Here is an 18,878-nt window from a genome sequence, read left to right as displayed (position 1 = left end):
GTCCGGCGTGAACGTCCTGGACATCCTGCTGCTGGTCGCGGCCGTGTGGTTCGCGATCGTCGGTTACCGGCAAGGCTTCCTCGTCGGCATCCTGTCCGTGATCGGCTTCCTCGGAGGAGGTCTGATCGCGGTCTATGTGCTGCCGGTGATCTGGAACGGGGTCACCGACGACGCCAAACCGGGCACCTTCGCGGTGATCGCGGCGGTCGCCATCGTGATCGTCTGCGCCTCGGTGGGCCAGGCACTCACCACCCACCTCGGCAACAAACTCCGCCGCCACATCACCTGGACCCCGGCGCGGGCGCTGGACGCGACCGGCGGCGCGCTCGTCAACGTCCTGGCGATGCTGGTGGTCGCCTGGCTGATCGGCGCCGCCCTGGCGCAGACGTCCCTGCCGACGTTCAGCAAGGAGGTCCGCAACTCCAAGGTGCTGCTCGGGGTCTCCGAGATCATGCCGCAGGAGGCCAACACCTGGTTCAAGGACTTCTTCGCGGTGCTGGCGCAGAACGGCTTCCCGCAGGTCTTCACGCCGTTCGCCAACGAACCGATCAAGCCGGTCCGCCCGCCGGACCCGGCGCTGGCCAACGGCCCGGTCGCCTCGGACGCCCGGCGCAGCATCGTCAAGATCGTCGGCCGGGCACCCAGCTGCGGCAAGATCCTGGAGGGCACCGGTTTCGTCTTCGCGCCGCACCGGGTGATGACCAACGCCCATGTGGTCGGCGGCGTCAGCGACCCCACCGTCCAGGTGGGCGGCGAGGGGCTCCCGGTGGACGCCAAGGTCGTGCTCTACGACTGGCAGCGCGACATCGCCGTACTGGACGTCCCGCAGCTGCGCGCCCCGGTGCTGAAGTTCGCGGCCAAGGACGCCGTCAGCGGCAAGAGCGCCATCGTCGCCGGCTTCCCGGAGAACGGCGGCTACGACGTCCGCCCGGCCCGGGTCCGCGGCCGCATCCAGGCGGACGGCGCGGACATCTACCAGCGGGGCACCGTCGGCCGCGACGTCTACTCGCTCTTCGCCACGGTCCGCGAGGGCAACTCCGGCGGCCCGCTGCTCACCCCTCAGGGCGAGGTCTACGGCGTGGTCTTCGCCAAATCGCGGGACGACGCCCACACCGGCTACGCGCTGACGGCGGACGAGGTGCGGACGGACGCCGTCCGGGGGCGGACCGCGAGCCGGCAGGTCGACACCCAGGGGTGCGCGATCTGAGGCCGGGTGCGGGGCCGCGCACCGATCCGCTGCGGACGGGACGCGGCCCGGCAGCCGCTCGCCGGGTCAGCTGCGGGAATGGCGCAGCCGGGCGCTCATCCAGCGCGCTCTGCGGCGCAGGATCCGGGGGATGCCCATCGGGTGCGCCGGGTCGGGGGAGCCGCCGGATCCGAGATCCGAGGCGCCCCGGTCCTGCGTCCCCACTGCAGCGGCACTGCTGCGGCGGTTACGTGCCACGTCACGGTGGTCGTGCGTCCAGCCCATACCCTCGACTCTGCCCGTGGCCCATGGTCCGTAACCGCTTGGGAGAGGGCCAATTGGCCTATGCGGGAGGCAAATGGCCGTTCGGTGGACGGGAGTTCGCATGGTGCGGTGGGGCGGGCCGAGCACCGTGCGGGGTGGGCGTGGGACCGGTGGCGCGGGGCCGGTGGGGCAGGGGTGTCAGCGGTCCGGTTCCGGGTCCTTGAGCCAGTTGATCAGCTCGGTGGAGAAGGCCGCGGGGTCCTCCTCGTGCGGCCAGTGGCCCAGGCCGTCGAAGAGCCGCCAGCGGTAGGGGGCTTCGACGTACTCGCCGGAGCCGGCGGCGCTGCGGGTGCGCATCACCGGGTCCAGTGAGCCGTGCAGATGCAGGGTGGGGACCCGTACGGGCTTCTTCATCCGGCGGTTGAAGAGGAGGCCGTCGGGGCGGGCCATCGAGCGCACCATCCAGCGGTACGGCTCGATCGAGCAGTGCGCCGTCGACGGGATGGCCATCGCCCGCCGGTAGATCTCGACGGTCTCGTCCTCGGGGAGCCGGGGCCCGGACCAGTCGCGGATCATGCGGCCCACCAGCTCCGCGTCGTCGGCGGTGAGCCGGCGCTCCGGCAGCCAGGGCCGCTGGAAGCTCCAGACGTGCGAGCTGCGGCGGACGTCGGCGAGCATCGCGGCCCGCCAGCGCCGCGGGTGCGGCATCGAGGAGACCGCGAGCCGGCGCACCAGCTTGGGCCGCATCGCCGCCGCCGTCCAGGCGAGATAGCCGCCCAGATCGTGCCCGACCAGCGCGGCGTCCGCCTCGCCCAGGGAGCGGATGACGCCGGTGATGTCGAGGGCGAGGTTGGCGGGGTCGTAGCCGCGCGGGGTGCGGTCGCTGCCGCCGACCCCGCGCAGGTCCATGGCGACGGCGCGGAAGCCGGCGTCGGCCAGTGCGGGCAGTTGGTGCCGCCAGGTCCACCAGAACTGCGGGAAGCCGTGCAGCAGCAGCACGAGGGGCCCGTCGCCCAGCTCGGCGATGTGGAAGCGCGCGCCGTTGGCCGCGACGTCCCGGTGCGTGACCTCTTGGCCGCCCGGGAGATCGAGCCGCACGACCGAGGCGGTGCTGTCAGGGGCTGTCATACCGACGAGCGTGTCACAGACTCCAGGACCGGGTGGTCCGCCTCGGCCGGTCGCGGGTGCGGCTTGGCCTTCTGGAGCACCGCGGCGGTCTGCTTGGCGGAGGCGATCGACTTCTCCGGCTTCTTGATCTTCTTCATCTTGGCCACCGCGATCAGGACCAGCAGCGCGGCGACGACGAGGAAGGCGCCGCCCACGATCAGGAAGGACCAGGCCAGCCCGAGGCCGAGGTTGTGGATGCCGTAGGCCGCCGCGAAACTCAGCACCGGCAGCGCGAACAGCGCCAGTGCGCCCGCCACGAGGAACGCGGCACTGCCGATGCCCGCCCGCTTGGCGTCCTGCCGGAGTTCCGCCTTGGCCAGTGCGATCTCGTCGTGCACCAGCGCGGACATCTCGGCGGTCGCCGTGGCCACCAGCTGCCCGAGGCTGCGGTCCGCACCGTCGTCGGCTGCGCTCATCGCCGTCTCCCTCTTCTCTTCGCCTGGATGCAAAGCCTCTCAGATCATGCCGGACCATCGTCGCCGGACCGGGCCCCGGCAGCCATTTCGGCCAGCCGGCGGTGTTCCGCGGCCTTCGCCTCGTGGATCGCGGCCATCCGCAGGTGGTACTCGGGCCGGTCCTGTTCGTAGACGTCGGGGATGCCGTCCATGTCCTCGTCGCGCTCCTCCTCGTCGCACAGGCGCCGGTACTTGTTGTTGCGGACCTTCAGGAGGATGCCGGCGAAGACGGCGGCGAGCAGCGAGCCGATCAGCACCGCGGCCTTGATCTCGTCGGTCAGGACCGGGTCGCCGGCGAAGGCCAGTTCGCCGATCAGCAGCGAGACGGTGAAGCCGATGCCGGCCAGGGCGGCGACGCCGAAGACGTCCGGCCACTTCAGCTCGGGGTTGAGCTCGGCCCTGGTGAAGCGGGCGGTGCACCAGGTGCCGCCGAAGATGCCCACCGCCTTGCCCACGACGAGGCCGAGGACCACGCCGAGCGTCTCCGGCCGGGTGAAGACGTCGCGGACCGCGCCGCCGGATATGGACACGCCCGCGGAGAACAGCGCGAACAGCGGCACCGCCAGCCCCGCCGACAGCGGGCGGACCAGGTGCTCGATGTGCTCGCCGGGGGACTGCCGTTCGCCGTCGCGGCGCTGGCAGCGCAGCATCAGGCCCATGGCGACGCCGGCGATGGTGGCGTGCACGCCGCTGTTCTCCATCAGGGCCCAGATCACCACGCCGAGCGGGACGTAGACGTACCAGCCGCGGACGCCGATGCGCAGCAGGACGTAGAAGAGCACCAGGCCGGCGACGGCCAGGCCGAGGGCGAGGAAGTTGAGCTTCGAGGTGAAGAAGATCGCGATGATCAGGATCGCGAAGAGGTCGTCGACGACGGCGAGGGTGAGCAGGAAGGCGCGCAGCGCGGACGGCAGGGAGGTGCCGATGACCGCGAGGACGGCGAGGGCGAAGGCGATGTCGGTGGCGGTGGGGACCGCCCAGCCGCCGAGTGAGCCGCCACCGGTGGCGTTGACGGCGAAGTAGACGAGGGCGGGGGTCGCCATGCCGCAGATCGCGGCGATCACCGGGAGGGCGGCGGCCTTGGGATCGCGGAGTTCGCCGGCGACCAGTTCGCGCTTGAGCTCGATGCCGGCGACGAAGAAGAAGACCGCGAGCAGGCCGTTGGCGGCCCAGTGCTGGAGGGAGAGGTCCAGGCCGAGCGACGCCGGGCCGAGGTGCAGGCCGCGGACCGCCTCGTAGCTGCCGCCGAGGGTGTTGGCCCAGATGAGGGCGGCGATGGCGGCGGCGAGGAGGAGCACCCCGCCGACGGTTTCGGTGCGCAGCGCGTCGGCGATGAAGTTCCGCTCCGGCAGCGGCATCCGGCCGAGGAAGATGGAACGGCGGTTGCTGGGCGCAGTCACGCGATGACCTCCGGCAGCTGAGAACGGCTTTAGCAGTTGCCGACCAGACTTCCCGGCGCACCCAGAGTTTCTTGGCGTCTTGTTGACGTCCCCTTAACCCTAACGGGTGGGTGCAAGCGGTTTATGCGTGGGCAATACTTTACGGGCATTTCGGGCGTCGGGCCGCCGGGGGAGGCGCCGGGGCGAGCCCGGGCACGGCGGAGGGGGCACCCGGCCGCTATGGCCCGGTGCCCCCTCCGTGCGCGCGGGGCGGGGCTCCGTCGCTGCGGCGACAGGCCCGCCCGGTGCGTCAGTCCTCGCTCGGCGCGCTCGGCAGCTTCGACTGGATCAGCTCCATGACGGAGGAGTCGGTGAGCGTGGTGACGTCCCCGAGACTGCGGTTCTCGGCGACGTCGCGCAGCAGGCGCCGCATGATCTTGCCGGAGCGGGTCTTGGGCAGCTCCGCGACCGGCAGGATCCGCTTGGGCTTGGCGATCGGGCCGAGCTGCTGGGCGACATGGGCGCGCAGCTCGTCGACCAGCCCCTCGTCCTCGGCGGTGGCGCCGCCGCGCAGGATGACGAAGGCGCAGATGGCCTGGGTCGTCTGCGGGTCGGTGGCGCCCACCACCGCGGCCTCGGCCACCTTCGGGTGGGAGACCAGCGCGGACTCCACCTCGGTGGTGGAGATGTTGTGGCCGGAGACCAGCATCACGTCGTCCACCCGGCCCAGCAGCCAGATGTCGCCGTCCTCGTCCTTCTTGGCGCCGTCGCCGGCGAAGTACTTGCCCTCGAAACGGGACCAGTAGGTGTCCAGGTAGCGCTGGTCGTCGCCCCAGATGGTGCGCAGCATCGCCGGCCAGGGCTCGGTCAGGACGAGATAGCCGCCACCGCCGTCGGGCACCTCGTTGGCCTCGTCGTCCACCACCGTGGCCGAGATGCCGGGCAGCGGGCGCTGCGCCGAGCCGGGCTTGGTCTCCGTCACGCCCGGCAGCGGCGTGAGCATCATCGCGCCGGTCTCGGTCTGCCACCAGGTGTCGACGATCGGCGCCCGGTCCGCCCCGATGTGCTTGCGGTACCAGATCCACGCCTCGGGGTTGATCGGCTCGCCCACCGACCCCAGCAGGCGCAGCGACGACAGGTCGAACTTCGCCGGGATGTCGTCGCCCCACTTCATGCAGGCGCGGATCGCGGTCGGCGCGGTGTACAGGATCGTCACGCCGTACTTCTGGACGATCTCCCACCAGCGGCCCTGGTGCGGGGTGTCCGGGGTGCCTTCGTAGAGCACCTCGGTGGCGCCGTTGGAGAGCGGGCCGTAGGTGATGTACGAGTGGCCCGTCACCCAGCCGACGTCGGCGGTGCACCAGAAGACGTCGGTCTCCGGCTTCAGGTCGAAGACCGCGTGGTGGGTGTACGAGACCTGGGTGAGATAGCCGCCGGTGGTGTGCAGGATGCCCTTGGGCTTACCCGTCGTCCCGGAGGTGTAGAGGATGAACAGCGGGTGCTCGGCGTCGAACGCCTCGGGGGTGTGCTCCGGGCTCTGCCGCTCGACGACGTCGTGCCACCACACGTCGCGGCCCTCGGTCCAGCCGACCTCCTGGTCGGTGCGGCGGACGACCAGCACGCTGCGGACGTTCTCCGTACCGGGCTTGGTCAGCGCCTCGTCCACCGCCGGCTTGAGAGCGGAGGGCTTGCCGCGGCGGTAACCGCCGTCGGCGGTGATGACCACGCGGGCGTCGGCGTCGTCGATCCGCGTCGCCAGCGCGTCCGCGGAGAAGCCGCCGAAGACGACGGAGTGCGGCGCGCCCAGCCGGGCGCAGGCCAGCATGGAGATCACCGCCTCCGGGATCATCGGCAGATAGATGGCGACCCGGTCGCCGGCCCGAACGCCCAGCTCGGTCAGGGCGTTGGCCGCCTTCGACACCTCGCGCTGGAGCTCGGCGTAGGTGATCGCGCGGCTGTCGCCCGGCTCGCCCTCGAAGTGGATCGCGACGCGGTCGCCGAGGCCGTTCTCCACGTGGCGGTCCACGCAGTTGTAGGCGACGTTGAGCCTGCCGTCGGCGAACCACTTCGCGAACGGCGGGTTGGACCAGTCGAGGGTCTCGGTGGGCTCGGTCTCCCAGGTCAGGCGCTTGGCCTGCTCGGCCCAGAAGCCCAGCCGGTCCGCCGCGGCCTCTTCGTACGCGGCGGCCGTGACGTTGGCGTTCGCGGCCAGCTCGGCGGGCGGCGCGAACCGCCGCTCCTCCTTCAAGAGGTTGGCCAGGCTCTCGTTGCTCACGACATCTCCCATTCCCAGGGCGTGCGATGTGTCCCGGGGCCTAGCTCATCAGCCCGCGGCCGACCCTGACAAGGGCTGTGGACAACTATTGGTGTAGACCTGTCCGAATCCCGTCTGTGAAACCGCCGTTCGGGTGCTGCCGCGCAGGTCAGACGCCGACCGCGGAGACGTCGGCGCGCACCGCGCGGAACCGTCCGCTGCGCTCGTCCAGCAGATACGCCTGGGCCTCGGCCACGTGGAAGTACATGCCGTGCAGGGTGAGCGTGCCCTCGGCCATGCGCCGGGCGACGCACGGATGCGCCCGCAGGTGGTCGAGCTGCTGCCGGACGTTGACGAGCGCCAGCCGTTCCTGGTCGTCGGCCACCGGCCGCTCGGCGAAGGCGACTTCGCCCCTGCCCAGCCGTCCGATCCGGGCCATCCGGGCCAGGCTCGGGCGGCCGTGCCGCAGCCAGCGGGCGAGCGGGGTGGCCTCGTCGGACGGCGGCGGGGAGCCGGCCGCGTCGAGCAGTGCCGCCATGGCGCCGCAGCCCGAGTGCCCGCAGACGGTGATGGACTCCACCCGCAGCACCTCGACCGCGTACTCGATCGCGGCAGCCACGGAGTCGCAGGAGGCGTCCGAGCCGGGCGGCGGCATCAGATTGCCGACATTGCGCACGGTGAACAGATCGCCCGGACCGCTCGACGTGATCATGCTTGTCACCAGCCGGGAGTCGGCGCAGGTCAGGAAGAGCTGGGTGGGGCGCTGGCCCTCCCGCGCCAGCCGGGCCAGCTCCTCGCGCACCAGCGGGGCGGTGTGCCGCTGGAACGCGCTGACGCCGCCCAGGAGTTGGCCGCCGCTCCGGTGGGCGGCCGTGCGGTCCGCGGCGGGGCGGGTGCAGTGCTGGTTGCGCCACGGCGTCCATGGCCGGCACGAGTGCGCACTGACCGGCTCGGCGAGCGGCCGGCCCGAGCGGCCCCCGAGGGCCACCGATCCTCCGGCCGCCCGATGGGTGGCCGCCCAGGACCGCAGCGCCTCGTAGGCGGCGTGGTCCATGAACGACCCGCACAGCTCCACCACGGCGTCGGCGCCCGGCGGGACCTGCGCCAGGCCCCGGGTCAGCCGCGGCACCGCCAGGAAGGTCAACTGGCCGCTGACGCGCACCCGGTGGCGGCCGGACTCCTCCGTCACCTGGATACGGGTGTGGGTCAGCCGCCGCAACGCCAGGAAGATCCCGACCGCGATGCCCGTCAGGACGCCCGGCAGCACCCCGAGGAGAACCACGGCGCCCGACGTGGCCGCGTAAACGGGGAACTCGCGGTGCCGCTGCACATGCCGGAGGTGCGCGAAACTGACCATCCGTACGCCGACGACCATCACCAGGGCGGCCAGTGCGGCCAGCGGGATCAGCTCCAGCACCCCGGCCAGCAGGCCCGCGCAGAGCAGCACCCAGACGCCGTGCAGCACGGTCGCCCGGCGGGTGGTCGCACCGGCCCGCACACTGGCCGAACCGCGGATCGCCCCGCCGGAGACCGGCAGGCCGCCCAGGAGGCCGGAGACGACGTTGGCCAGGCCCTGACCGGCCAGTTCGCGGTTGAGCCGCGACCGTCCCGGGGGAGTGCCGGTGCGCTCGGCGGCCAGCCGCTCCACGGCCACCGCGGACAGCAGCGACTCCATACTGGCGACGAGGGTGACCGTCAGCACCGCCGTGGCGAGCGCCGCCAGCGGGGCATCGGGCAGCACGGGAGGCTCCGGCAGCCGCCAGGAGGGCAGCTCGACGCGCGGCACCGCCGTCCCCGTACCGACCGCCGTCGCGGCCAGCACCGCGGCCAGCGGGGCCGGCAGCAGTCGCGCCCGGCGCCCGGCGCGACCCGGCAGCCGGGGCCAGCCGGCCAGGACGGCGACCGTGACGGCCCCGATCAGCAGCGCGCTGGTGTGCGGGTGCGCCAGCTGGCCGGGCAGTGCGGCGGCGTTGTCGACGGCCGAGCTGTCGGGACGGCCGCCGAGCACCACATGGAGCTGTCCGATGGCGATGGTGACGCCGATGCCGGCGAGCATGCCGTGCACGATGGCGGGGCTGACGGCGAGCGCCGCGCGTGCCACCCGCAGTGCCCCGAGGGCGAGTTGGGCGAGGCCGGCCAGGACCGTGATCAGGCAGGTGGCGCGCCAGCCGTAGCGCTGGACGAGGTCGGCGGTGACCACCAGGAGGCCGGTGGCGGCGCCGGTCACCTGGAGCGGCGCGCCGCCCAGCAGCCCGGCGACGATTCCGCCGACGGCCGAGGCGACCAGCCCGGACTGGAGCGGGGCGCCGGTGGCCAGGGCGATCCCCAGGGACAGCGGCACGGCCAGGAGGAAGATCACGGCCGAGGCGGAGAGGTCCCCCCGCCAGGCCGTGTCGGCGGCCTTCCTGCGGGGTGCGGCCGCGGAGGGCGGCGCCGGCTCGGGCGGCGGCCCGGTCGGCGGCTGCAACGACTTCTGGATCTGCGACATTCCCGTCTCCTCCGGGGCGGCGCGGTCGGCGTCGGAAAGCGACCGCGGGGCGGCGGTGTACTGCGGCGGGAGCGAGCCGGCCGGCGGACGTCGCGGTGGGTGACGTTCCGGTGACTCTCAAGCATCGGTAAATGAATCGTAATGGCACGTAAAGGCCGTGAGAAGGCTTTTGGGGTGTATGGCGCAGGCATTCCACCTATCGGGTGAATAAAACGACTTTCGTCGTGCCCTTTTGGTCACCCGTCAATGGATATAGGAGATTCCTCAGGTTCGTCCTGATAACCCATATGGTGCAGTGCGCACCAGGAATGAGGTAGCTGATGACCGTCATATCGAAGACGACGGTCCGCATCGCGGCGGCGGTGGCACTGGCGGCGATAGCCGGCTGCTCGGCGGCAGCCCAGGGCGGGCCGCGGCAGAGCACGGCCAAGGGGCGCGCGGAGCCCGCAGAAGCCCCCGCGGCCCGCCCACTCCGCCTCATAGGCGACGGCTCCACCGCCTACACCGGGGCGCAGCCCCACCAGCCGCGGCCCGCCCGGCTCAAGGCGGGCGGCCGGCCACCGCAGTTCGTGGTCTTCTCCTGGGACGGCGCCGGCGAGGACGGCCAGAAACTCTTCTCCCACTTCCGTGCCGTCGGCAAGAAGTACGGCGCGACGATGACGTACTTCCTCAGCGGCATCTACCTGCTCCCCAGCGAGAAGGCCGGGCTCTACGCACCGCCCCGCCACCCGGTCGGCTCCTCGGCCATAGGCTTCAACGACATCCGGGGGATCAGGGCCACCCTGGCCCAGATGCGCGGCGCCTGGGAGGACGGCAACGAGATAGGCACCCACTTCAACGGCCACTTCTGCGGCCACAACGGGGTCGGCAGATGGACTCCGGAGGAGTGGCGCAGCGAGATACGGCAGGCCCTGTGGTTCGTCCGGAACTGGAAGACCAACTCGGGCCTCAGGAACGAGCCGCCGCTCCCCTTCGACTACGCCAAGGAACTGGTCGGCGGCCGCGCCCCCTGCCTGGAGGGGCAGCACAACCTGATACCCGCGGCCAAGGAGATGGGCTTCCGCTACGACGCCAGCTCGACGGGCGGGCTCCAGGTCTGGCCGCACAAGATCGACGGAATCTGGAACTTCCCGCTCCAGGAGATACCGTTCCCCGGCCGGCACTTCGAGGCTCTCTCGATGGACTACAACTTCCTGGCCAACCAGTCCGGCGGCATCCACGGCAACCGCGCGATGTACGACACCTGGGGCCGGCAGATGCGCGACGGGATCCTGGACGCCTTCGAGCGCGCCTACGAGGGCAACCGCGCCCCCCTCTTCGTCGGCGACCACTTCGAGTCCTGGAACGGCGGCACGTACATGAAGGCCGTCGAGGAGGCGATCAAGGAGATCTGCCCTCGTGCGGGCGTGCGCTGTGTCAGCTTCAAGCAGTTGAGCGACTGGCTGGACACACAGGACCCGGAGGTGCTGGCCAGACTCCAGGACCTGCCGGTGGGCCGGGCGCCGGAGGACGGCTGGGCGGCGTACCTCTCCGGGAGGTCGCAGGCGTCCGGCCCGGCGCCGGCCGCCCGGATCACGCCGGTTGCGGGGTAGCGGCCCCCTCGAAGAGCACGAAGGCGGGGTCGACCTGGGCGGCCAGGTCGGCTCCCGTCTTGGCGTTGCCCCAGCTCTCCGCGTTCTTCAGGTGGAAGTGCACCATCTGGCGTGTGTAGCGCTCCCAGTCGCGGCGCTCATAGGAGGCGTCGGCGGTGTCGTACAGGGTCTCCAGGGCGCGGCGGTTGGCCTCTTCCAGGAGGGCGAAGGGGGCCGGGCGGCCCTTCTCCATGGCCCGCACCCAGTCGGAGTGGCCGACGCACACCAGCAGGTCCTCGCCCACCTCGGCGCGCAGGAACGCCAGGTCGTCCGGCCCCTGGACCTTGTTGCCGACGACCTTCAACGGGACGCCGAAGTCCTGTGCGTACTCCTTGTACTGGCGGTAGACCGCGACGCCCTTACGGGTCGGCTCGGCGACCAGGAAGGTCATGTCGAACCGGGTGAACATCCCGGACGCGAAGGAGTCCGATCCGGCGGTCATGTCGACGACGACGTACTCCCCGCGGCCGTCGACGAGGTGGTTCAGACACAGCTCGACCGCGCCCACCTTGGAGTGGTAACAGGCCACGCCCAGGTCGGCCTCGGTGAACGGGCCGGTGGCCATCAGCCGAACCGCCCCGTCGTCCAGGCCCAGGACCCGCGCGCAGGTCTCGTAGACCGGGTTGTCCTCGCAGATCCGCAGCAGCCGCGAGCCCTCGCCGGGCGGGGTCGTCTTGATCATCGTGTCGGCGGACGGGATACGGGGGTTGCCGCCGCGCAAGTAGTCCTTGATCAACGGGAGATGAGCGCCCATCGCGGGCAGCGCGGCGGCCTCCGCCTCGTCCATGCCGAGCGCGACGCCCAGGTGCTGATTGATATCGGCGTCCACTGCGACGACGGGGATCCGGGACGCGGCGAGATGCCGGATGAACAGCGAGGACAGCGTGGTCTTGCCGCTGCCGCCCTTGCCTACGAAAGCGATCTTCATGTTCGGCAGGCTAGATGTGGCCAACCTCTCGGCGAGTGGTTTACGTGAAGAAGACCACTCCTTCGAGGGGTCCGGCCTGGTGGTGCGTAGGGTCGTCCTCATGGCTGGAATCTCCCGGGGGACGTCCCCCGAACCTCCCCGGACGGGCAACGACCCGCTCGCGCCCCTGGCGTCGCTCCCGGGGGTCGCGGACGCGGTGGACGCGGTCCGCAAGTCCGTCGACCGGGTCTACGGGCACCGCATCATGCGGCGCCGCAGCACCGAGATCACCGCCGAGGCGGCGCTGCGCGCGGCCCGTGGCTCCGCGGCGCTCTCCGGGGCCGACTGGGCGCTCGAAGAGATCCGTCGGCGCACCGACTTCAGCGCGGGCGGCGAGCCGCGCACGGTCGGCGCGGCGCTGCGGCTCACCGCCGAGGCGGGCCAACTGCTCAGTGTCTGGCGCCAGTCGCCGCTGCGTGTGCTGGCCCGGCTGCACCTGGTCGCGGCCGGCGGCGGCGCGGCCGACGACACCGTGGGCCGCCCTCGGCAGGGCGACGAGCCGGTGGACGAGCCGCTGATCGAACTGCCGCTCCCGGATGCCGAGGAGGTCGCCGGGCGGCTGGACGGGCTGTCGCGGGTGCTGCTGGCGGGCTCCGCGGCGCCGGCTCTGGTGACGGCCGCGGTGGTGCACGGCGAACTCCTGGCGCTGCGGCCCTTCGGCTCGCACAACGGGCTGGTCGCGCGGGCGGCCGAGCGGATCGTGCTGGTGGGCAGCGGGCTGGACCCGAAGGCGATCTGCCCGGCCGAGGTCGGGCACGCGGAACAGGGACGCGAGGACTACACGGCGGCCCTCCGGGGCTACGCCTCGGGCACCGCGGAAGGCATGGCGCAGTGGATCGCCCACTGTGGGCGGGCGGTCGAGCTGGGTGCACGGGAGAGCACGGCGGTCTGCGAGGCGCTCCAGCGCGGTGCGGCGTAACGACGTGGTGCACAGGCCCTGACGCGGGCCACGCGGCCTATACGGGCCGCACACGGGTGCGGCGGTACCAACCCTTCGGTACCGCCGCTGGCACGTCCGCCGAGTTACCAGGCGTGCTCGAATTTTTGCCCATCAGGTCGGATTCGTTGTCCGCTTACCTGGTGCGGCTGGCCCGTAATCGACGGGTCGGCGTCGCGTGGGTGCTCGGCATTCATGCATCGGTCCGTGGGCCTTGATGCGTTAAAGGCGTTCCTCTCGGATGTCCTTGGTCTCGCGGGCCGTTAAGTCCTTTGTACTACTCATGGGGGACAAGCGGAACCCCAGCTCGCAGATCTTTACGATTGCCCGCAAATGCGGGCAATACGGCGAGGCGTTTCTTTCCCGTATTGCGGCGGCTGGCGTACCAGACCAGGGTCGCGGTGGCGGCGGCCGCGCCGATCGCGGCGACGGCGGTGATCACCGGGCGGGAGGGCATCGTCAGCGTGGGCAGTCGCTTCTTGAGCGGGACCGGGCGGCTGAAGGTGACCACCGGCCAGCCGCGGGCGTTCGCCTCGCGGCGCAGCGCCCGGTCCGGATTGACCGCACAGGGGTTGCCGACCGTTTCCAGCATCGGCACATCGGTGATCGAGTCGCTGTACGCGTAGCAGCGCTCCAGGTCGTATCCCTCGGACGCGGCCAGCTCCCGGACGGCCTCCGCTTTGGTGGGGCCGTAGGCGTAATACTCCACCTCTCCCGTGAAGCGGCCGTCGTCGCCGACCACCATTCTGGTGGCCACCACCCGGTCCGCGCCCAGGAGTTCGCCGATCGGCTCGACCACCTCGGCGCCGGAGGTGGAGACGATCACGACGTCCCGTCCGGCCGCGTGGTGCTCCTCGATGAGCGAGGCGGCCTCGTCGTAAATGATCGGGTCGATCAGATCGTGCAGTGTTTCGGCGACGATCTCCCGGACCTGCGCCACGTCCCAGCCGCGGCACAGCGACGAGAGATATTCGCGCATCCGCTCCATCTGGTCGTGATCGGCGCCGCCCGCGAGGAACACGAACTGGGCGTACGCGGTGCGCAGTACGGCCCGCCGATTGATCAGGCCGCCTTGGTAGAAGGACTTGCTGAAGGTCAGCGTGCTCGACTTTGCAATGACGGTCTTGTCCAAGTCGAAGAACGCGGCAGTACGGGGCGTCGAGTGAGGCACGGAGTGGTTTTCCACGGGGGCGAGCATAGGCGCCCACCATTCGGCGTAAGGTGTGGCGCGTGGGTTTGCCTGAGAAGGCACTCGGGTACACCATGGAAGTCACGGATCGTTCGCGACCGTGCTAACCCGGTCCGGCTCCTCCCCCCCCGAGCCGGCCGTGGAGACGACCCCCGCTCTCCCCCCCGGCGGGGGTCGTCGCATGTCCGGACGCCTTTTCCGTCGTGAGCCCTTGATCCGGCCGTTCTCCGCGCGTTGACGGGCTGCGTTTCTGTCATGCATATGCCATCACCCAGGGTAGTCGTGAGGCTGCTCTGCGGAGGCTTCTCATGTGCCTCAGGAGTTGCCCTGCGTCGCTGGAATAGGTGACGGGGATATTCACAACCGCGGAGTTATCCACAGTTTTGCTTCAAGATCCACAAAGATTTCCCGATCGCTGCACCGTAAAAGTCCGCGAAGTTCGCGGAAGCGCGAGTTGCGTAGCGATAGGGGGACAGAACGTGTCCGGATCATCTACTTCCGACCAGCTGGTGCGAAGCGGTGAAGAGCGGGACGGGCCGCTGCTGATCACCGAGGACGAAGAGCTCCTCGACGACCTTCTGCGGCTGTGTGCGGCGGCCGGTGCGCTGCCCGAAGTGGCGCACCGCCCTCCGCTCGGGAAAGAGCAGTGGGAAGCGCCGCCGTTGGTGATCGTCGGCGCGGACGCGGCCGGCCGACTGTCCGTCGTGAGCCGCCGCACCGGCGTGATCATCGCCGGCCGGGACGCGGACGACGTCGCCGTCCTGCACCAAGCGGTGGAGGCCGGGGCGGAGCGGGTGCTGGCCCTCCCCGACGGCGAGCGGTGGCTGGTCGACCGGATCGCCGATGCCGTCGAGGGGGCCGGGCCGCCGGCCCTGACGGTCGGGGTCATCGGCGGCCGCGGCGGCGCCGGGGCGAGCACCCTCGCGGCGGCGCTGGCGCTCACCGCCGCCCGCGCGGGGGAGCGGACCCTGCTCGTGGACGGCGACCCGTTGGGCGGTGGGCTCGACGTCCTGCTGGGCGGCGAGCAGGAGAAGGGGCTGCGGTGGCCCGCCTTCGCCGAATCGCGCGGCCGGGTGGCGGGCGGCGCGCTCGCCGAGTCGCTGCCCCGGCTGCACTCCTTACGGGTCCTGAGCTGGGACCGGGGTGCGGAGGTGGCTATTCCGCCGCCGGCGATGCGGGCGGTCCTGGCAGCGGCCAGGCGGCGCGGCGGTGTGGTGGTCGTCGATCTGCCGCGGCGGGTGGACGGGACGGCGGCCGAGGCGCTGGCACAGGTGGACATCGGGCTGCTGCTCGTCCCGGCGGAGCTGCGCGCGGTGGCGGCGGCGCGCCGGGTGGCCGACGGGGTGCGGGCGGTGCTCGGCGACGTCCGGGTGGTGACCTGCGGGCACCCCGGCCCGGGGGCCGGCGGCGGGCCGACGGCCGAGGAGGTCGCGCGCCTGGTGGGGCTGCCGTTGGCGGGCGAACTGCCCTGGGAGGCGGGGCTGTCGGAGGACCTGGCGCGGGGGCGGGCCCCCGGCGCGCGGGAGCGGGGGCCGCTGGCGCGGTTCTGCGCGGCGTTCTGGGAGCGGACCCGGGGTGCCGGAGGGGCCGGTGCGGTGGGTGTGGTCCGCGGAGCGGAGACGGAGCCGGGGGGTGTGTCGGAATGAGGCGAGGGAAGACGGGAGCGCTCGGGCACCGTGGCCGGGCGGCACCGGAACGGCGCGGTCCGCGGTTCGGGGACTGGTGGCGGGACGGGCTGCTGTGCGGGGCCGGGTGGTGGTCCCGTAGGAGCCGGGGTGCCGTCGGACCCTTCTGGGGTGGGTGGGCCGTGGCGTCCGCCTGGGGCGGTGGTGCGGGATGAGCCGGGACTTGCTCGACGTGGTGCGCCGGCGGCTCGCGGAGGCCGGGGCGGAGCCGACACCGGCCCGGGTCGCGGTGGCGCTGCGCGAGGAGGGGCGTCTCCTCGGGGACGCCGAAGTGCTGGGCGTGGTGGGCACGTTGTGCTCGGAAATGGTGGGCAGCGGGCCGCTGGAGCCGCTGCTGGCCGAGCCCGCGGTGACGGACGTACTGGTCACCGGGCCGGACGCGGTGTGGGTGGACCGGGGCGGCGGGCTGGAGCGCACCGGCGTCCGCTTCCGGGATGCCGCCGAGGTGCGCAGGCTTGCCCAGCGGCTGGCGGCGGTCGCCGGGCGGCGGCTGGACGACGCCCGGCCGTGGGTGGACGCCCGGCTGCCGGACGGCACGCGGCTGCACGCCGTGCTGCCCCCGGTGGCGGTCGCCGGGACGTGCCTGTCCTTACGGGTACTGCGGCCCCGGGCCTTCGCACTGGCGGAGCTGGTGGGGGCCGGGGCGGTTCCGCCGGGCGGTGACCGGCTGCTCCGGGCGCTGCTGGCCGCACGGCTGTCGTTCCTGGTCAGCGGCGGTACGGGCTCCGGCAAGACCACGTTGCTGAGCACGCTGCTCGGGCTGGTCGGCCCGGCGGAGCGGATCGTACTGGCCGAGGACTCGGCGGAGTTGCGGCCGGACCACCCCCATGTGGTGCGGCTGGAGACCCGGCCCGCCAACCAGGAGGGCGCCGGCCGGGTGACCCTGCGGGACCTCGTACGGCAGGCGCTGCGGATGCGGCCGGACCGGCTGGTCGTCGGCGAGGTGCGCGGACCGGAGGTCACCGACCTGCTGTCGGCGCTCAATACGGGCCATGAGGGGGGCTGTTGCACGGTCCATGCCAATGCCGCGTGCGATGTGCCGGCCCGTCTGGAGGCGCTCGGGTGCACCGCCGGGCTGGATCGGGCCGCCCTGCACAGCCAGTTGGCGGCCGCGGTGTCGGTCGTGCTGCACCTCGTACGCGACCGGTCCGGGCGGCGGCGGATCGCCGAGATCCACGTCCTGGAGCGGGATCGCGACGGCTTCGTGGTGACCGTTCCGGCGGCGGTGTGGAGCCCGGAGGGGTTCCAGGAGGCGCGCGGCTGGGGGCGGTTGGCGCGGCTGTGCGAGAGGGGTGGCGAGCGGTGTTGAGGGATGGGGCGGGGTCGGTGGCGGTGCCGGCCGGGGTCTTGGCCGCGGTGGGGTGCGCTGTGGTGCTGGTGCTGGTGCTGGTGCTGGTGCTGGTGCGACGGCTGTGGCGCGGGTTTGCCCTGCGACGGCGGATGGCGACGGCCCTGGGGGACACCGCGACGGGGCGGCCGTACCGGGGGCGCGGTGCGCTGCTGCGGGAGTGGTGCGCCGGGCGGCTGGTCGGCGACGCGGGATGCCGGCGATGGCGGCTCGGGCGCTGGGGCGAGGTCGGTGCGGAGGTCTGGTGCCTGCCGGCCGGGATCGCGCTGGGGCTGCTGGGGCGGTCGGTGCTGCCGGTGCCGGCCTCGGTGGTGGCCCTGGTCGTCGTACGGCGGTGGCTGGCCGGGCAGGCGCGGCGGCGAGCGGCGGAGCGGCGCTCGGTCGAGGTGATCCGGTTCTGTCGGGCGGTGGCGGCGGAACTGCGCGCCGGCCGGCAGCCGGATCGGGCCCTGGTCGCGGCCGGGGCGCCCGGGCTGGGGGAGGCGGGCCCCGCGGTGCTGGCAGCCGCGCGGTACGGCGGGGACGTCCCCGGGGCGCTGCGGGCGGCGGCGCGGCAGCCGGGCGCGGAGGGGCTGACCGGGGCGGCGGCCTGCTGGCAGGCGGCGGTGGAGGGCGGCGCGGGGCTGGCCCGCGGGCTGGAGCGGATCGCCGCCGGGCTGGCCGCACAGCGGGACCAACGGGAGGAGCTGCGAGCCCAGTTGGCCGGGCCGCGGGCCACTGCCCTGATGCTCGCGCTGCTGCCGGTGGGCGGGCTCCTGATGGGCGGCGCGCTCGGCGCCGATCCCCTGGGGGTGCTGCTGCACACCCCCGCCGGCTGGGGCTGCCTGGCTGTCGGGGGGCTTCTGGAGTGGGGCGGGGTGGCCTGGACGGCCCGGATCGTCGCCGACGCGTCGACGGTGCGGAAGTGAGCGGAAGTGAGGGGAGAAGGAGGTGGGTGTGGTGAGTCCGGATGTTGTCCACAGGTTGGGGATGGTGGTGCCGGCCGCCGTGGCCGTGTGGTGCGCGGTGGCGCTGGGGCGGCAGGTGCGCCGGGAGCGTGCCGTACGGCGGCGGGTGCCGGTTGTCCTGGAAGGGGCCGCAGGCGGTCTGTACGGCGGTGAGGAGAGCTTGTGTGCACGGGTGCGGTGGGTCGTCCGCGCCCGGCTCAGGGGGCGGGGAGCGGCCCAAGGGGACGCCCGTGGGGACGGCTGGCTGAAGGACTGGGGAGGCCCCCTGGTGGCGGCCGGATGCGTGGCCGTCCTCCTGGGCGGCGTCACCGGGGTGCTGGCCGGGCCGGCCGTCGGCTGGGGCGCGTACCGCTGGCTGCGGTGGCAGCGGGCCTCGGCGGCCGACCGGGCCTCGGCGGCACGGGTCGCCGCCGAACTCGCCCCGGCCGGGGACCTGCTGGCGGCTTGCCTGGCAGCCGGCGCCGGGCCCCGGGAGGCGGCCGAGGCGGTGGGCCGCTCCCTGGACGGGGCGGTCGCCGAGCGCCTGCGCCATATCGCGGCGGAGCTGCGCCTGGGCGGTGAACCGGCCGCTGTGTGGCCACGGTTGGCGGAACTCCCCGGTGCCGAGGCACTGGCGCGCTGCATGGAGCGCGCGGGCATATCGGGAGCCCCGGCCGTCGAGCCGGCCTCCCGGGTCGCGGCCGAACTGCGTGCCGAATGGGGCCGGACCGCGGCCGCGCGGGCCAGGAGGGCAGGGGTGCTCGTCACCCTCCCGTTGTCGGGGTGCTTCCTGCCGGCCTTCCTGGTGCTCGGGGTGGCCCCGGTCCTGATCGGGCTGGCGAGCGGACTGCTGGGGGGTGACGGGATGGGCTGAGCCGGCGGCGCGGTGATGCGGAGACGGGCCTGTGGGGGCTTGGCGACGCGGGAGCGGTGAGGCGGGGCCCTGCTGGGTCCGGACCCCCGATCACGCAATGGGCTCCTCGGGGGCGTCACAGTCCCGGC

15 protein-coding genes are annotated in these 18,878 nt (G+C 72.8%); 7 read left to right on the top strand and 8 right to left on the bottom strand.

Annotation, left to right across the window (positions count from 1 at the left end):
* Positions 1-7: 7 nt before the first annotated feature.
* On the top strand, positions 8-1,207 hold the full coding sequence (locus ACRAS8_RS16470) for a MarP family serine protease (protein WP_438486808.1): 1,200 nt from the start codon (positions 8-10) through the stop codon (positions 1,205-1,207).
* A 66-nt stretch (positions 1,208-1,273) separates the two neighbouring features.
* Here ACRAS8_RS16470 and ACRAS8_RS16465 read toward each other — a convergent pair whose 3' ends face one another.
* The 6 genes from ACRAS8_RS16465 to ACRAS8_RS16440 all read right to left on the bottom strand — a co-directional run bounded on the left by ACRAS8_RS16465 (position 1,274) and on the right by ACRAS8_RS16440 (position 9,193).
* Positions 1,274-1,471 carry a hypothetical protein gene (locus ACRAS8_RS16465; RefSeq protein WP_438486807.1) on the bottom strand — a complete coding sequence of 66 codons (198 nt, stop codon included), beginning with the start codon at positions 1,469-1,471 and terminating at the stop codon, positions 1,274-1,276.
* A gap of 177 nt (positions 1,472-1,648) precedes the next feature.
* Entirely contained in the window at positions 1,649-2,578 is a 930-nt protein-coding gene (locus tag ACRAS8_RS16460) for an alpha/beta fold hydrolase (protein ID WP_438486806.1), read from the bottom strand.
* Positions 2,575-3,033, bottom strand: coding sequence for a phage holin family protein (locus ACRAS8_RS16455; protein WP_438486805.1), 459 nt, complete (start codon positions 3,031-3,033; stop codon positions 2,575-2,577). Before ACRAS8_RS16455 ends, ACRAS8_RS16460 begins: the two co-directional genes overlap by 4 nt.
* A gap of 44 nt (positions 3,034-3,077) precedes the next feature.
* A complete protein-coding gene (nhaA, locus tag ACRAS8_RS16450; RefSeq protein WP_438490508.1) occupies positions 3,078-4,430 on the bottom strand; it encodes a Na+/H+ antiporter NhaA in 1,353 nt (450 codons plus the stop codon).
* A gap of 331 nt (positions 4,431-4,761) precedes the next feature.
* Entirely contained in the window at positions 4,762-6,726 is a 1,965-nt protein-coding gene (gene acs / locus ACRAS8_RS16445) for an acetate--CoA ligase (protein ID WP_438486804.1), read from the bottom strand.
* A 148-nt stretch (positions 6,727-6,874) separates the two neighbouring features.
* Positions 6,875-9,193, bottom strand: coding sequence for a SulP family inorganic anion transporter (locus tag ACRAS8_RS16440; protein WP_438486803.1), 2,319 nt, complete (start codon positions 9,191-9,193; stop codon positions 6,875-6,877).
* 320 nt (positions 9,194-9,513) lie between these two features.
* On the opposite strand from ACRAS8_RS16440, the gene ACRAS8_RS16435 reads away from it, so the two are divergent.
* Complete coding sequence (locus tag ACRAS8_RS16435) at positions 9,514-10,785, top strand: hypothetical protein (protein WP_438486802.1); 1,272 nt, start codon at positions 9,514-9,516, stop codon at positions 10,783-10,785.
* Here ACRAS8_RS16435 and ACRAS8_RS16430 read toward each other — a convergent pair.
* Positions 10,766-11,752: an ATP-binding protein gene (locus tag ACRAS8_RS16430; RefSeq protein ID WP_438486801.1), complete on the bottom strand. Its 987-nt coding sequence runs from the start codon at positions 11,750-11,752 to the stop codon at positions 10,766-10,768. The genes ACRAS8_RS16435 and ACRAS8_RS16430 overlap by 20 nt on opposite strands.
* Before the next feature lie 100 nt (positions 11,753-11,852).
* On the opposite strand from ACRAS8_RS16430, the gene ACRAS8_RS16425 reads away from it, so the two are divergent.
* A complete protein-coding gene (locus ACRAS8_RS16425; RefSeq protein WP_438486800.1) occupies positions 11,853-12,710 on the top strand; it encodes an oxidoreductase in 858 nt (285 codons plus the stop codon).
* A 295-nt stretch (positions 12,711-13,005) separates the two neighbouring features.
* Here ACRAS8_RS16425 and ACRAS8_RS16420 read toward each other — a convergent pair whose 3' ends face one another.
* Entirely contained in the window at positions 13,006-13,926 is a 921-nt protein-coding gene (locus ACRAS8_RS16420) for an HAD family hydrolase (protein ID WP_438486799.1), read from the bottom strand.
* 470 nt (positions 13,927-14,396) lie between these two features.
* Here ACRAS8_RS16420 and ssd point away from each other — a divergent pair, with 470 nt between their 5' ends.
* From ssd to ACRAS8_RS16400, 4 genes are all read left to right on the top strand, one after another.
* Positions 14,397-15,563, top strand: a complete 1,167-nt coding sequence (gene ssd, locus ACRAS8_RS16415) for a septum site-determining protein Ssd (RefSeq protein ID WP_438486798.1) — start codon at positions 14,397-14,399, stop codon at positions 15,561-15,563.
* Positions 15,564-15,753: 190 nt separating this feature from the next.
* Complete coding sequence (locus ACRAS8_RS16410; protein ID WP_438486797.1) at positions 15,754-16,911, top strand: TadA family conjugal transfer-associated ATPase; 1,158 nt, start codon at positions 15,754-15,756, stop codon at positions 16,909-16,911.
* Complete coding sequence (locus ACRAS8_RS16405; protein ID WP_438490507.1) at positions 16,908-17,858, top strand: type II secretion system F family protein; 951 nt, start codon at positions 16,908-16,910, stop codon at positions 17,856-17,858. Before ACRAS8_RS16410 ends, ACRAS8_RS16405 begins: the two co-directional genes overlap by 4 nt.
* A 31-nt stretch (positions 17,859-17,889) precedes the next feature.
* Positions 17,890-18,750 carry a type II secretion system F family protein gene (locus tag ACRAS8_RS16400; protein ID WP_438486796.1) on the top strand — a complete coding sequence of 287 codons (861 nt, stop codon included), beginning with the start codon at positions 17,890-17,892 and terminating at the stop codon, positions 18,748-18,750.
* Positions 18,751-18,878: the final 128 nt, after the last annotated feature.

It is taken from the genome of Streptomyces sp. S186 (assembly GCF_051603415.1).
Taxonomy (GTDB): domain Bacteria; phylum Actinomycetota; class Actinomycetes; order Streptomycetales; family Streptomycetaceae; genus Streptomyces.
The sequence above is the reverse complement of the archived record's forward strand: the minus strand, read 5'-3'. Positions and strand labels throughout refer to the sequence as shown.

Excerpts from the sequence above, each read along its gene's own strand:
- ACRAS8_RS16465 (WP_438486807.1), bottom strand. The coding sequence starts at position 1,471 with ATGGGCTGGACGCACGACCACCGTGACGTGGCACGTAACCGCCGCAGC.
- ACRAS8_RS16410 (WP_438486797.1), top strand. The coding sequence starts at position 15,754 with ATGAGCCGGGACTTGCTCGACGTGGTGCGCCGGCGGCTCGCGGAGGCC.
- nhaA (WP_438490508.1), bottom strand. The coding sequence starts at position 4,430 with ATGCCGCTGCCGGAGCGGAACTTCATCGCCGACGCGCTGCGCACCGAA.
- ACRAS8_RS16420 (WP_438486799.1), bottom strand. The coding sequence starts at position 13,926 with ATGCTCGCCCCCGTGGAAAACCACTCCGTGCCTCACTCGACGCCCCGT.
- ACRAS8_RS16425 (WP_438486800.1), top strand. The coding sequence starts at position 11,853 with ATGGCTGGAATCTCCCGGGGGACGTCCCCCGAACCTCCCCGGACGGGC.
- ACRAS8_RS16430 (WP_438486801.1), bottom strand. The coding sequence starts at position 11,752 with ATGAAGATCGCTTTCGTAGGCAAGGGCGGCAGCGGCAAGACCACGCTG.
- ACRAS8_RS16455 (WP_438486805.1), bottom strand. The coding sequence starts at position 3,033 with ATGAGCGCAGCCGACGACGGTGCGGACCGCAGCCTCGGGCAGCTGGTG.
- ACRAS8_RS16460 (WP_438486806.1), bottom strand. The coding sequence starts at position 2,578 with ATGACAGCCCCTGACAGCACCGCCTCGGTCGTGCGGCTCGATCTCCCG.
- ACRAS8_RS16435 (WP_438486802.1), top strand. The coding sequence starts at position 9,514 with ATGACCGTCATATCGAAGACGACGGTCCGCATCGCGGCGGCGGTGGCA.
- ACRAS8_RS16440 (WP_438486803.1), bottom strand. The coding sequence starts at position 9,193 with ATGTCGCAGATCCAGAAGTCGTTGCAGCCGCCGACCGGGCCGCCGCCC.